Raw genomic sequence first — 14,228 nt, forward strand, 5'->3', positions numbered from 1 at the left:
GGTGGCAAGCCATGGTTTCGGCCGTGCCTACGCAGGCAACATCACGCAGTGATGAATAGCAACTATGGGATAGGGACGGTCAATCAATCCGGCTGTCAATGTCTTCGAAGCCGCCGCTCTCCACCTTGACCGGCCCGCCTACTGGCAGTCATAGGCACGCACCGGGGATGAATACGCATTGCCTCTGAGCAATTCACCGGCATAGACGGCGTGCAGGCCATATTGCGCACAGTGTTTGTCCGCCACCTCCTGCTCGCTCCAGCCGCCGATAAACGGTTCATTGAACCAGATACCACTCATGTTCTTGCCGGCAACCGACGCGCCGCAGCCGGCCAACCCCAGCGACGCTGCAATCACGACGATCACGCCCCCTGCTCCTGGCCTCCATAGCCGCATCTCTTCCGTCCTTCAGCAAAATGCCCGAACCAGACCGATCCCCTTAAGGCTCGGGCATCCTAAGGCTTATACATCCGCTGGCGCTGATCTAGCTCCGGCAGCTGCAAACGTCGCTCCGCCTTCGGCAGCCGCAATTGCCCTTCCAGATAAACCGCACGCTTTGCCACCGTGGACGGTTGCGGATCGCCATGCAACACCCGGTCAATCATCCCCGGCCCTGCCACCACCTGCGGATCAATTCGCAGCGACTGGCGGTAGTCAGCCAGCGCCTCGGCAGAGCGACCACTGCGGTCGCGCAGGATACCGCGATTGGCATAGGCGGCAGCCAGCGCGCCCTGGCCGGTGCGATCATCTGCCGCCGTTGTCGTCGCCAGTTGCTCGATCAACTGGTCAAAGGCGGCCTCGGCGTCCGCCTCGTGGCCCGTTTGCATCAAGACGATCGCCCGCCCCATCAATGCGCCGCGATGGCCAGGTGTTTTCGCCAGTGCCGTCTCGAAGTGCCGCATTGCGGCAGCAAAGTCACCCCCACTCAACGCGATGTCCCCCTGTCGGGTCTCATAATCACCGGGCGGCCCATCCCGCAACATCGGCCGGATGATGAACGCAAAGCCGAAGACGACGAGCAGCGCCAGGACGAGCATCGTCCCCGAGCGCAACTGCGCAGCTCCCAGCCGATTCCAGGCGCTTCCGTTCATCGGCCTTTAGTAGCGAATTTCGGCGTAGCGACTCTTGGCACACAGCGCGCCCGCATCATCGACGGTGCAAATGCCGCGCTCCACCAGTTGCGGCAGCAACGCGAGGAACACTTCCGCGGTCGTCAGGGCGTCGCCTAAAGCGGTGTGGCGACCGGTCACATTGATTCCCAACCGGCTGGCGATGCCCTCCAGACTCTTATCCTCCAGGCTTGGATTAAGGAGACATTCGAGGATCAGCGTGTCAAGCGTCGGATGAGCGAATGCGATGCCAAGCGGCTTACCCTGGATCTCCAGGAACCGCATGTCGAAGGCGACATTGTGGCCAACGATCACCGTGTCTTCGACGAAGCGCTGGAAGCGGGGCAGCACCTGATCGATTGTCGGTTTGCCGCGGAGCATGTCGGGCGTAATCCCATGGATCTCCAGCGAGGAGGCAGAAATCGGCCGGTTCGGACGGACGAAACTGTCGAAGATTTCGCGGTGCAGGATACGGCCGTTGACGATGCGGACGGCAGCAATGGCAATGATTTCATCACCATCGGTTGGGTTGAGACCGGTGGTCTCGGTATCGATGACGGTGTAGGCCAGCTTCGCCAGCGACCGCACCGGTGCGCCCTCGCTCCGCGACGGTTGTTCAAAAAGATGGAAATCGAAATCNNATGCCCCCCGGACCGTCATTCGCCGCTGCGTCGATGGGGCCGCCGGTGTCGCTCACCGGCAGAACAAGCCGCAGGCACGACCGCCCCGTGTCGANNGCCGATCCGTCCACAGCGCACCACCATGGCGCTCGATGGCTTCGAACAGCCCAACCGGCGCCCCACCCGGATCGGTGGCGACATTGCGGAGCGACCAGGTTCGAAGTGCCTCCATGTGCAGGGGTGCTCCGTTCCACTCCAACTGCAGCGCCGCGAGGGACCGCCGCTGCTCCAAGGTCAACCGCAGATCCACCGCCCGGCACATTTGCAGCAATTGATCGACGAGAAAAGTCAGGCACTGACTGAGGGCGTAGCTGTCAATGCGCAGCCACACCGGCTCCACCGGGGCAATGACCTCCAGGTGCAGGTTGCGGGCGTCGAGGATGTGGCGCTCCAGCGTCGCGAGAAAGTCACTGCCGAGGGTGTCCTCAAGTGGCCAGCGAAACTTCAGTTCGTCGGCGTAGTCCTGCTCGATCTGATCGAGATGCTGGCTCATCCTCAGCGCCTCGTCGCGAATGACTTCGAGAAACTGCGTCCGCCCCGCGTCGTCGAGGTCGGGAAAACTGAAGATGGTTTCGATCGCCGCCCGGATACCGGCGATCGGCGACCGCTGGCCTTCGGTGAGCGTCTGCAGCAACGTACCGCGTCGACTTTCGCTGCCTATGCGCCGAGTCACGTCCTCAAGGGTGAGAATGTAGCCGCGCAGGCCGCCTTCCGCATCGGTAATTGGCACCAGATGCGTACTTAACATCTGTCCGCCCGGCCGTGGAACGATAAAGGGGACCAGTAGCCCCTGCTCCTTCTTCTTTTCCCGCAGTTGATGCTGGACATTGTCGAGCGCGTGGCGGATCAGACTTGCCTCGATGACGCCGAATACGGAACGGCCGAGACCGATCCAGTCGCCCCCGCCGGTTGCCCGTGCCTGCCCCTCGAGCAGAATGAGGGCGCGCTGATTGTAGAGGAGGATCCGGCCGTCCGGATTGCAGACAAGAACTCCCTGGGTCAATTTCGCCATCAACGCCGCAAGCGTATTCTTCTCCTCCTCGATCACCGCATTGGCCTCGCGAACACGCGCCTCCACCTCCTCGCCCAGCCCCTGGTAGCGCTCGGCGAGCAGGTTGAAGCTGCCGACCAGGGATGCGCCGGCAGATCCGGAACTGGAGAGACGGTGTTTCGGATTGCTGGTGGCGATAATCTTGACCTGTTCCGCAATTCCCTGCAGCGGCGCCACGTAGGTGGCGAAGAAGAAGCGGATGCCAAGCGCAAGCGCGGCGAGAAGAGCTAGCGCGCCCAGTGTTAGCAGCGTCCATGTCTGCGTCCCAAGCAGCAGCGGCAGGGTTTCCCGCTGCGCCACAGGCATTGCCGACCAGATCATGAAACCGACACCCGCCAGAATGCCAAGCTGGACGGTGGCCGCACAAAGAAACAACAGCCAAGCGCTGCGACTCAATGAATAGCCTCCCGGATCGTATGGTTTTTTTTGAAATGTAGTGCACTGCGAGGAATCAGCAAGCAATCAATAGCACCTGCCCCACCTTCGCTGCCTCACCGCGAAAGATAGTTCTCAGATCAGCATCTGCAGACGAAAATGTTCGACGATATAGGTCTTCAATTCGCGAACCACCTTAAAGGAGTCGCGCAACGTTTGCCGCTCGAATTTGCTCAGTCGCTCCAGTTCGATGTAATTGTCATAGGACTCACCGCGGTCAAGGCAAGAAAATTGCTCGCGCAGCCGAAGCATCGACAAGAAATCAAAGGCTTCGATCAGATCAGCGGTAAACTCCTCACTGAAGGGACCTCGGCCGCTCAAGGCTTCGATACGCGCGATCGTCCCGGTCTCGTTCAGGCTGTACTCAAGCGCTAAACTGCGAACGCCGTGCACAATCGGGAAGATGCCCCCTTTTTTGATGTCGATCGCGCCCTTATGGGGACCGTCGCGTTCACCAATCAACCGACCGAGCCAATTAAGCGGGGTAGGAAAACTCAGCACCGCTTTGGCGAAATGACCGATGAATGCTTCCTCATGACTCGCCAAGCGGTACATGTGCATCTTCAGTTCGCCCAGCAGCGTCTGGTCGCCGGCGATAGCGGAGGCATCAAGGAGGATCGCCAGCTTCAGCAGCGAGTCTCCATCAACGACGACCACCCAGCGTCCCAGATCCGTGCGGAAGTGCGAAACCGAGCGCGCCCACTCGGGATTGGTGATCATGACGTTACCCGGGCAGGGAGGGAAGCCAAGCTCACTCAACACCGCGGTAAATCGGCCAGCAAACTCGGCGATCCCCTCCGCCGGCACATCGTTGGCGAGGATCAGGCCATTGTCCTGATCGGTGCGAAGTAACTGCTCGCCGCGGCCTTCGCTCCCCATGACGGTCAGGCAAACTTTGTCCTGCCATTCCACGGGCATCAGTTGCTCGAAAAGACGACGGAAGACCTTACGATTGAGATCGGTGACAATGCGCGCAATGTAGCGCGGCTTTACTCCCCGAGTATGCAGGGATCGCACCAGTTGCGGGACGGCGTTACCGGCTTCCTGCAGTTCCTCGACGGTAACTGCCGCCTCGACTTTGCCAGCGATGATATAAGATGAGTTGGCGAGGTGACTCAGCAGGTCAGCCTGCTCAAAAACGCCAACGATTTCCTCGCCGCGAGTGACCACCAAGTGACGAATGGTGTACTTGGTCATGGCCATCAGCGCGTTGAACAGCAGGTCCTCTTGATCGATGCAACGCAGGGTGTAACTGGCCAGTTCACCCACCATCGTTGACAGGGGACGGCCGATCAGCATGTGCTGCTCACGCAAATCCCGCTCGGTAAAAATACCTACTGCGTCGCCGCGACGAACGAGCACGGCACTGGTATCGTTCTCATGCATCAAGCGCGCTGCTTCGCTCATCGGCGCATCGGCGGCAACGAATACCGGGGCATGCAGTTGCCCGTCGGCCAAGCGTCCCATCAGAAATGAAGCCGCCTCGCGCTGCTGTTGGACGGCGACGATGGCATCGAAGTGACGGGAGAGTTCGGCGTAGAAATGTTCCCGGAACTCAGGATGACTGCGCGCGAGTGCCATGAACATTTGCCACGGCAGCAGATAGCAGCTTATGTGAGTGCGGGCGATAAAGCGGTTCTCGCTGCGCCCCTGGATCAGCGCCCGGACGTCGAAGGTGCTCCCCGCCGAATGTTGCGCCACCGGCCCAACGCCATCCACCTCGTCGACAACGCCGGCGGCGACGAGGTAAAGCCATTCCGGCGCCTGCAGATTACGCAGGATGAACTCACCGGGGCCAAAGTGCGCCAGGGTCAGTGACTCAGCGACACGAGAAAGCACATCGGCGTCCAGCGCATCGAAGGGAGCGGTGTGCGCGAGAAAATGATGAATGTCGGCTAAGTTGCTGACGGGCGCATTCGCTGAGACCACGCCTTGCCACATCCTCCCCTGATGCAGCCCGCGTCCGCCCACAAAACTACGGCGCAGGCTTATTATCCTATCACACCGCGAGATCAAAGGCAACAAAGGACTCATGGCCTATCGTTGCCACGTCGATGTATTTGCCGCATGCGGCCGCCATCTGGACGCAACGATTGACCGATTTTCACCCAAACGGCAAGGGCCGGAGGTTGCCCTCCGGCCCTTTCGACCCGCCGCCAGCAGCGAGGCGATACGAACATGTGTGTCCGGTTTTGGTTACTCGGCTGCAGCCCCTCTCGGTTCGCCCAGCACCGCACGCCGCTCCACCTCGCTAAAGCCCTCGAAGGCCGAGCGCTCCGGCGCCAGCAACGAAACAATGATACCGACAAGAAAAGCGCCGGTCATCGTAAAGAGGCACGGATTCTTCAGCGGGAAAAACCACCACTGCGACTTGATGTAGGCCTGATAGGCGCTGGTCAATTCGGCCGTGATCTTACTGCCCAGGGTAATGGATTCCATACCAGGAACAGCCCTGTAGGCATCCACCATCGCCTGGGTGATGTCGGTGCCCACCTTCGGAAACAACAGGTCAAACTGGATCGTCGGGCCGCAGTAGATCAGGATCAAGGTCGCGAAGGTGCCGAACAGGATACTGCAGACCGCGCCCCAGGTAGTGAACTTGCGCCAGAACACCGACATGACCAGCGCCGGGAAGTTGGCCGACGCCGCAATCGAGAACGTGAGGCCCACCATGTAGGCGACGTTCTGTCCCTCGAAGACGATGCCGAGCAGCACCGCGCAGACGCCGAGAATGACCGACGAGACGCGCGCCGCCACCATCTGCTCGTGCTGCGGCGCATGGCCGCCGCGGATGACGTTGACCCAGAGATCGTGCGACAGGGCGCCGGCACCGGCCAAGGTCAGGCCGGCGACCACCGCGAGGATCGTCGCGAACGCAACCGCGCAGATGAAGCCGAAGAACATGTCGCCGGCGATCACCTTGGCGAGCAGGGGCGCGGCCATGTTGCCGCCGCCGCCGACGTCGAGGATGCCTTTCTGCCCCACCAACACCATGGCGCCGAAGCCGAGAATGAAGGTGATGAGGTAGAAGCCGCCAATCCAGATGGTCGCCCACATCACCGACACCCGCGCCGCCTTGGCGTTCGGCACGGTGTAGAAGCGCATCAGGATATGCGGCAGGCCTGCCGTTCCGAACATCAGCGCCATGCCGAGGGAGACGGCATCCCAGGCGCCGGTCACCACCTTGGTGCCCGGGGCGAGGACCTTCGCACCGTAACAGAACATCCCGTTGCACGTATTCGGCGCGTTCGGGTCGGTGCTCACCGCTGCCGCCTGGGCGAACAGGTTGGTCGGGTTGAAGCCGAACTTGGAAAGCACCAGGAGGGCCATGAAGGTGGCGCCGCCCAGCAGCAGGCAGGCCTTGATGATCTGCACCCAAGTGGTGGCGATCATGCCGCCGAACAACACGTAGGTCATCATCACGCAGCCGACGATGATCACCGAAAGCGTGTAGTCGAGGCCGAACAACAGTTTGATCAGCGTGCCGGATCCCACCATCTGCGCGATCAGGTAGGTGAGGACCACCGCCATCGTGCCGATCGCCGAAGCGAGACGGACCGGCTTCTGCTGCAGCCGGTACGCGACCACGTCGGTGAAGGTGTACTTACCCAGGTTGCGTAGCGGCTCGGCGATCAGGAACAGGATGATCGGCCAGCCGACCAGCCAGCCGGTAGAATAGATGAGGCCGTCAAAGCCATTGAGGGCAACGAGACCGGCGATGCCAAGGAAGCTCGCCGCACTCATGTAGTCACCGGCGAGGGCCAGTCCGTTCTGAAAGCCGGTAATCGAGCGACCCGCGGCATAAAAGTGCTCGGTGGTCTTCGTCTTCTTCGCCGCCCAGTAGGTGACACCCAACGTTAGGGAGACGAATACAAAGAAGAAGATGATCGAGATATAATTTGTTCCGCTGCCCATGGCTACCTCGCGAGATGGCTGAGTTCAGCGATTTCGCTGTCATAGACGTTGTTCGCCCAGAGCGTGTAAAATATGGTCAACACCCACGCGAATACGATGACAAGTGCGCCAAGGAGAATGCCAAGCGAGAGTCCGTTGCTTAGCAATGTCGCCAGCAACTCTTTGTCAAACGCCACCAACAGGATGAAGCCATAGTACGCGGCTAACATAATTGCGCTCAGAATGAAGGCGATACGCCATCGGTGAGCGGCAATTGCGTGAAGTCGATGTTCATGCTCGTGCATTTTTTTCCTCCCAGAAATTAGCCGATCCCAGTTAGCCCTTATGTTGTTATCTATACGCACACCTCAACTAAGACGTCAACACGACTGGCCGTTGAAGTCGCATCGGTTCACCACCATAAGGGCCAAAATGATCGGTTAGCCTCCCCAAACGCGGGTACACCTTGCTTTTTCCCTCCCCGTCCGCGGCAACAGCACACCCATCGCCCCCGTTGTCTCGGGCTGTCAACGGGTGCAAACCAACCGCTCGCTTGCTACGGGTCGCACTGCCCCACCGCTCGCGCAGTGATTTGGCAGCGACAGCCTCTTTCCCGTTATCCGGGTTTTTAGTGTTATGGAAGTTGCGTCGGCTGTCAAATGCCGGGCTTCGGCACTGACGAATCGCCGATGTCTTCAACCAGTGCCCGTACTTCTTTCTTCGGTACTGTCGCCATCTCCAGCCCATAAGCGAGGAACCAGAGCAGCGCGATGCCCAGCAGCCAGAAAATGATCTGCCATGCCCAGATCGACGGGATACCGAACATCCAGCCGGCTGGCCCATGGTCGGGAGCACCGAAGATGTCATTGCCAATGACGCAGCCGGGGCCAATGGCGAAAAAGAACCAGCCGATCACCGCCACCCAGGCGATCGGCACCAGCCAGCGCTTGCTGGCCGGCAGCGTGGCATGTTCGCGAAGGAAGGTGTGGAATTTCATCCGGTGGATACGTTCGCGCTCATTCTGGGTGAAGGCGGACACCACCAGACAGACGACGACATTGCTGAAGATGCCCCAACCCGCCGAGTAGATGGTCCACGGCCAGCGCCCCCACGGCAGCAGATTGCCGAATACCGATTGACCGACGCCATCGGTGAGGAATACGCCGAGCAGACCCGCCGCCAACCCCCAGGTGGCGCCGGCGCNGGTGATGCCGGGGAAATAGCAGATTGCCGCCAGCGGCACCCACATCTGCAGCCCGAAGGCGACCGCCAAGCCGCCCAGGAGGACCAATGCCTCGTTCGAATAGATGGCAACGATCAGCGCCAGAACGACGATCAGCGCCACGCCGAGCCGCCCGAACAGTTTCTGTGTTGTATGGGTAGCACCGGGGTTGAGGTAGCGCTTGTAGAGATCGCGGGTCAGGATGCCACCGCCCGTTGACATGTAGGCGGCTCCCGTCGACTGCATCGCCGCCAGTGCGCAGACCGCCAGCAGCCCCACCAGCCACGGCGCCGTATCGGCAAGAAGATTGAAATAGTAAGGCACGAGCGTGTCGGGATCGCTGGCGATCACGCTCGGCAGTATCGTCGGGTCAACGGCCAGCCCCGCCTCGTTGACCAGCGGATTGGCGCCGAGGAACTGCGCCGCCATGCCCTGAAAGGTGGTGAAAAACACCAGTGTTCCACCAATCCATAGCGCCGACGCCCACACGGCCTGCGGCGCAAAGGGCGCCGGATTGGTATTGGAGAATGCCCACATGGTGAAGGCGGGCGCCGCCTGGATGCCCATCAGCGCGAACAGGTAGGTAAGGATCATGCTCGCCGTCCACGGCCCGCCAATGGCCGCGTCTCGTCCGAGGCCGGCGGTAAACTGAATGACCCCGGGCACTGCGAAGTAGGCGTTGTAGTCCCCCGGATCCGGCGANNCACCGTGCGTGGTACCGTTGACACCGACGGAGGACGCACCCAGCCGCGCCATGGCGGCCATCAGTGCATCCCAGCCGCCGATGAAGCTGATAGCAATGATCCCGACGACGACGATGCCGAGCCAGAGCAAGACGCACTGCACCGTATCAACGTAGGCGACGGCGCGCAGTCCTCCCGAGGCAACGTACAGCATCACCACAATCGACAGGATGATCGCACCGAAGGCGGTGTCCAGTTGCCCATCGGTCAGGACGTTGAACAGGTAGCCGGACGCCGCCAGTTGTACGCCGAGGTATGGCACCGAAAAGACAAGCGCGACGACGACAGTGAGGATCCGGATCAGGTCTCCCTGGAAATAGTCGGACATCATCTCGCCCGGCGTGACGTAGCCGAAACGCTTGCCCAACATCCATTGCCGTTTCAGGAAAATGATGCCGGTCAGCGGGATGACGATGGCGTAGAACGAGGCATAGGCATAGGGAAAGCCGTCGCGATAGACCAACCCCGGATGCCCCATGAACGTCCAGCCGGAGTAGGATGTGGCCGTCGCCGCCAGCACAAAGACCCAAAGCGACAGCTTCCGCCCAGCGATAAAGTAGTCGCTCGCGGTGCGCGCCATCCGGGCGCCACGGACCCNCCAAAACAGGCAGTAGGCCCAGTAGAGGACTACGAAGACCAGGAGCCAGACGACCTTAGATTCCACTTTCACACTCCCCGCTTCGTCCACCGCCACGCAAATGAATCATCCGCTGGTACTTTGCCCTGCGACCGCGCCAAAGAAAGTCCGCCCTGTTAGCCTGGCGCAGGTGAAGGACGGCTAGGCGATCGTTCCGAAGGAGCGTCCCGCTGTCTGCAGCGTCTCGTTCCTTCGTTCCACCCTGTCCCACGCCTCCGCCGCCAAGCCTCACTCGCGATCCATAATGCGGCGTCGCCATTGCTAGGGCAGGCATCCTGCGTCGCCGCGGAGGCCTCTGTGGCACCCCATCGTTGCGACTTGCTTAGGCTGGATTCCGCCCCTGACCGGGGGATATCCTCCCGCATTGCCTAGAAACACGTTGAGGAGCAATAGCATGTTCCCAGAGGCGCCACAACATCGTATCCCTTTGATGCGATTGCTTCTCACGCGGCACAGAGGACACGCAAAGATCGCGTGCGCGGCATACTGCCGTCGGCGTTGCCAAGCCGTCGCGATCGACGCCTGAGCTCGGTTCCGGCCGGAGACACGCTCTTGCAGGAGCACGCGGGGGAGTCCACACCGGGATTGGCCGGCGATCGTCGCGCCGGATCAGGTAGGGAGTATCGCAAGCGGTGAGCGTTCCACCTCAGGGCGAGCAGACGACGTCGCGGACGGCAGTCTTCAGCATGCTGGTGCGGGATTTCATGCGCCCTCGCAAGGAAGTGCTGGCGATCCGGGCTGGAACCCGTTGCGCCGACATGGTCGGCCAACTCACGGCGGAGAACGCCTCATGCGCCGTCGTCGTCGACGCCAATGCTCGACCGATCGGCGTGATCACCCTGCAGGATATTGCCCGACGAATCACCTTCCAGGTGGACGCCAGCACGCCGGTGGATGTCGTGATGACGACACCGGTCATGACCATCGGACGGCATGATTACCTCTACCATGCCATCGCTCAGATGCGCCGGCACGATCTCCGCCACATGCTGGTGGTCAATCGTCAAGGTGAACTGGTGGGCATGATCGACTTGCACGACGCCCTTGCCGTCGCCGCCGGCCGGCTGATGCGGCAAATCGATCGCCTGACCCATGACACGACGATTGAAGGGATGAAAGAGGTCAAGGCGGCGCAGGTAGAACTGGCGGAGCAACTGTTTGCCGAGAACCTTCCGGCGCCGGAGGTGCAACAACTCATCAGCCATATCAACAACGATGTCTATCGGCGCATTGCGGCAGCGGTGCTGAAAGACATGACCGCCGAAGGCTGGGGCGAACCACCGGTAAGCTCCGTCGCCATCGTCATGGGCTCGGGCGGCCGCGGTGAGAACTATCTTTTTCCCGATCAGGACAATGGCTTTATTCTCGGCAATTATGCCGACGCGGAGCATGGCCGGATCGATGCTTATTTTCTCGAAGCCGCCGAACGCCTATGCCGTGATCTGAACGAAGTCGGCATCCCCTACTGCAACGGCTACTGCATGGCGGTCAACCCGTTGTGGCGGAAGTCGCTATCGCAATGGATCGAGCAGATCCGGCTGTGGGGCAAGAAGAGCAACTTCGTCGCCATCCGGCTCGCGGACATTTTCTTCGATTTCCAGCCGGTCGTTGGCGATGCGGAACTGGCGCGAACACTGCGCCACGAAGTCACCCGCCTCGTGCGCAATAATCACGCATTCCTCCGCCAGATGTTTCAGGACAAGACCGAGCATAACGTCGCCCTGGGTTTCTTCGGCCGCTTCATCACCGAGAAGGAGAATCCCGACTACCGTGGCCAGCTGAACCTGAAGTACGCCGGGTTGATTCCCCTGGTGGGAGCCATTCGACTGATTGCGCTGCGTGAAGGCGTGGAAGTGTCGCCTACTCTCGCCCGTATTCGTACCCTCTACGAAGACAGCGTGCTTTCCGTGCGCGAGCGCGATGATCTCAGCCGGGCGTTCACCGTCATCACCGATACGCTGCTACGCCAGCAGATCCACGATTACAACCTCGGCCAGCCGGTGACCTACTTCGTCGATCCGGAAGCCTTCAGCAAACGCCAGCGCGCCGACCTGATCGAGGCGTTGAAGGCCATCGATGCCATCCGCAAGCGGGTGCACATGGAATTCACCGGCCAGGTGTTCTGAACCCGGCCAACCTGAACGGGGCAAACCTCAACCAGATCAACCTTGCTGGCAGCCGCCGCTGCGTGATCGCCTTAGTGGTCGAGGTGAACCTCCGGGCGAGGCGCCCGGCGCATCAGCAGCAGCAAAGGGATGAGACAGCAGAACAGCAGCGCCAGCGCGCGGAAATTGTCGCCGAAGGCCAGTAACCCCGCCTGCTGCTGCACTTGCTCGGCAATCATCGCCTGCGCCTTATGCAGCGCCTCTGCCGCCGAGCCGCCGTGCGCGAGAAGCTCTGCCTGCAGCATCGCCACCTTGGCCCGGTACATTTCCCNCGCTTGGCTCACGTGCTCTACCAGCGTATTGCGGTGTTCCTGCGTGGCGCGCTCAAGCCGTGTCGTCAACAGGGCGATGCCGACGCTGCCGCCAAGATTGCGCGAAAGATTGATCAGCGCCGCGGCGGTGTTGTTGTTCTCCCGCGCCAGCCCAACGTAAGCGCCGCTGGTGATCGGCACGAAGAGGAATGCAAGCCCCGCAGTCTGGATCATCCGGTCGTTCGCTACCGTCCAGAAGTCCACCGAAAGGGTGAACATGGACATCCGGTAGAGACCAACAGCACAGACCGCGAGGCCGAAGGCAATCATCCAACGCACGTCGATCATCCCCGCCAGCCGGCCAACCAGCGGCATCAGCACGACGATCACCAGACCACCCGGCGACAGCACCTGTCCCGCCTGCAGGGCGGTGTACCCCAGCATCGTCTGGGTGAATGCCGGAAGCAGTTGCGTACTGCCGAGGAGCACGAAGCCAAGTAGAAACATCAACACGTTGGAGATGGCAAAATTTCTGCTGCGAAAAAGTGACAGATCCACGATGGGATCGCGATGCTGCCATTCCCAGACGACAAAGGTAACGAGCGCTACGGAGGAGACGACGGCCCCGGCAACGATCAGCGGTGAGGAAAGCCAGTCCTCCTCCTGCCCCTTGTCGAGGACCACCTGCAACAGGCCGAGGCCGAGCGCAAGAAGGACGAAACCGATACCGTCGATGCGAATCCCGGCACGCCGGCGGCGTTCGCGCTCGGCAACCTGGTACGCGGGATCACTGATCATCCAGTTGATGAGAAAGAACAAGACGACACTGACCGGCACGTTGATCAGAAAGATCCAGTGCCAGCTGTAGTTGTCGGTGATCCAGCCTCCCAGGGTCGGGCCGATCGCCGGTGCAAACACCACCGCCATACCGTAGATGGCGAACGCCATGCTGCGCTGCCGTGGTGGAAAGGTATCAGAGAGGATCGCTTGGGAACCTGGCTGCAAACCGCCGCCGGTAAGGCCCTGCAAGGTCCGAAACAGGATCAGGCATTCCAGATTGGGCGCGAGGCCGCACAACAGCGACGTGACACCGAACCCGGCAATGCAGCCAAGGTAGAACCGCTTGCGCCCGAAGGTTGTCGACATCCAGCCGCTGATCGGCAGCACGATGGCGTTGGTCACCAGATAGGAGGTCAGAACCCAGGTCGCCTGGTTCGGGCTTGCCCCCAAGCTGCCGGCAATGTGGGTNNGGAGCGAGACGTTGGCGATGGCGATGTCGAGGATTTCCATGAACGCGGCGATCGCCACCAAGGGGGCGATGATCCAGCGTCGCAACCCGTCGGGAATGGCGCCATCGCCGCCCGCAGTCGACCCCGCGGTCATTGGCCGGTGGCCGCGACCGTCGATTGAGGTGTTGCGTCATCGCCGACGCGGACGGTGGGAACCACCGACATGCCGGGACCAAGGACATAGGCCGGATCAGGCTCGGGGGCGAAGAGGATTTTCACCGGCACCCGCTGCACCACCTTAACAAAATTGCCGGTGGCATTCTCCGGCGGCAGCAGGCTGAACCGCGCCCCAGTCCCCCGCTGCAGGCTGTCCACTCGTCCTGAGAACTCTACTCCCGGATAGGCATCGATGCGGATGCTGACCGGCTGGCCCGGACGCATTGCCGCCAGTTGCGTTTCCTTGAAGTTCGCCGTCACCCAGGGCGTACCGAAGACCACCCACGCCAGAACCTGGTTATTCTGGATGACGTCGCCTGGCTGGACTGCCTTGCGGGTGACGTGACCTGCGTGCGGCGNCATAGACCCTGGTGTACGACAGGTCGAGACGCGCCTGCTCCAGCGCCGCTCGTGCCTGCTCCACTTTGGCCTCGGCGGCGCCGACGAGGGCGTGCTGGACGGCAATCTGCTGTGGTGCGGTTTCCGCCTGCGCATGCCGACCTTGTGACTCAGCGATCCGAGCCTCAGCCATGNTGCACGGCCTGCTGCGTGGCGAGCCAGCGGGCTTCCCCGGCACGGGCAGCGGCAATCGCCTG

General features: G+C 61.3%; 11 protein-coding genes. 1 reads left to right on the forward strand and 10 read right to left on the reverse strand.

What is annotated here, in order from left to right:
* Positions 1–138: 138 nt before the first annotated feature.
* The 8 genes from HQ394_RS01715 to HQ394_RS01750 all read right to left on the reverse strand — a co-directional run bounded on the left by HQ394_RS01715 (position 139) and on the right by HQ394_RS01750 (position 9,714).
* Entirely contained in the window at positions 139–366 is a 228-nt protein-coding gene (locus HQ394_RS01715; RefSeq protein ID WP_190261757.1) for a hypothetical protein, read from the reverse strand.
* 89 nt (positions 367–455) lie between these two features.
* Positions 456–1,091 (reverse strand): tetratricopeptide repeat protein, encoded by a 636-nt coding sequence (locus HQ394_RS01720; RefSeq protein ID WP_190261758.1) that lies wholly within the window; start codon positions 1,089–1,091, stop codon positions 456–458.
* Between the two features lie 6 nt (positions 1,092–1,097).
* On the reverse strand, positions 1,098–1,769 hold the full coding sequence (locus HQ394_RS01725; RefSeq protein ID WP_190261759.1) for a 3'-5' exonuclease: 672 nt from the start codon (positions 1,767–1,769) through the stop codon (positions 1,098–1,100).
* 33 nt (positions 1,770–1,802) lie between these two features.
* Positions 1,803–3,161 carry a PAS domain-containing protein gene (locus HQ394_RS01730; protein ID WP_456151517.1) on the reverse strand — a complete coding sequence of 453 codons (1,359 nt, stop codon included), beginning with the start codon at positions 3,159–3,161 and terminating at the stop codon, positions 1,803–1,805.
* A gap of 189 nt (positions 3,162–3,350) precedes the next feature.
* Positions 3,351–5,216: a putative nucleotidyltransferase substrate binding domain-containing protein gene (locus HQ394_RS01735; protein WP_190261761.1), complete on the reverse strand. Its 1,866-nt coding sequence runs from the start codon at positions 5,214–5,216 to the stop codon at positions 3,351–3,353.
* A gap of 255 nt (positions 5,217–5,471) precedes the next feature.
* On the reverse strand, positions 5,472–7,190 hold the full coding sequence (locus HQ394_RS01740) for a sodium:solute symporter family transporter (protein WP_190261762.1): 1,719 nt from the start codon (positions 7,188–7,190) through the stop codon (positions 5,472–5,474).
* A gap of 2 nt (positions 7,191–7,192) precedes the next feature.
* Entirely contained in the window at positions 7,193–7,474 is a 282-nt protein-coding gene (locus HQ394_RS01745) for a DUF485 domain-containing protein (RefSeq protein WP_190261763.1), read from the reverse strand.
* Between the two features lie 350 nt (positions 7,475–7,824).
* A complete protein-coding gene (locus HQ394_RS01750; protein ID WP_456151518.1) occupies positions 7,825–9,714 on the reverse strand; it encodes a sodium:solute symporter family protein in 1,890 nt (629 codons plus the stop codon).
* Positions 9,715–10,403: 689 nt separating this feature from the next.
* On the opposite strand from HQ394_RS01750, the gene HQ394_RS01755 reads away from it, so the two are divergent.
* Complete coding sequence (locus HQ394_RS01755; RefSeq protein WP_190261765.1) at positions 10,404–11,897, forward strand: putative nucleotidyltransferase substrate binding domain-containing protein; 1,494 nt, start codon at positions 10,404–10,406, stop codon at positions 11,895–11,897.
* A gap of 71 nt (positions 11,898–11,968) precedes the next feature.
* Here the strand turns inward: HQ394_RS01755 and HQ394_RS01760 are convergent, their stop codons facing one another.
* Together HQ394_RS01760 and HQ394_RS19385 are read right to left on the reverse strand one after the other, a co-directional pair.
* A complete protein-coding gene (locus HQ394_RS01760) occupies positions 11,969–13,570 on the reverse strand; it encodes a DHA2 family efflux MFS transporter permease subunit (protein WP_190261766.1) in 1,602 nt (533 codons plus the stop codon).
* The gene (locus HQ394_RS19385) at positions 13,567–14,127 is read right to left on the reverse strand and encodes an HlyD family secretion protein (RefSeq protein ID WP_456151473.1); all 561 of its coding nucleotides are present in this window, start codon (positions 14,125–14,127) and stop codon (positions 13,567–13,569) included. The genes HQ394_RS01760 and HQ394_RS19385 overlap by 4 nt, the downstream gene beginning before the upstream one ends.
* Positions 14,128–14,228 lie beyond the last annotated feature (101 nt).

The sequence above is a fragment of the Defluviicoccus vanus genome, assembly GCF_014672695.1.
In the GTDB taxonomy this organism is placed as follows: Bacteria; Pseudomonadota; Alphaproteobacteria; order Rhodospirillales; family Defluviicoccaceae; genus Defluviicoccus; species Defluviicoccus vanus.

What these genes read in the sequence shown, in the direction of transcription:
- HQ394_RS01740 (WP_190261762.1), bottom strand. Translation starts at nt 7,190, where the DNA reads ATGGGCAGCGGAACAAATTATATCTCGATCATCTTCTTCTTTGTATTC.
- HQ394_RS01735 (WP_190261761.1), bottom strand. Translation starts at nt 5,216, where the DNA reads ATGTGGCAAGGCGTGGTCTCAGCGAATGCGCCCGTCAGCAACTTAGCC.
- HQ394_RS01720 (WP_190261758.1), bottom strand. Translation starts at nt 1,091, where the DNA reads ATGAACGGAAGCGCCTGGAATCGGCTGGGAGCTGCGCAGTTGCGCTCG.
- HQ394_RS01745 (WP_190261763.1), bottom strand. Translation starts at nt 7,474, where the DNA reads ATGCACGAGCATGAACATCGACTTCACGCAATTGCCGCTCACCGATGG.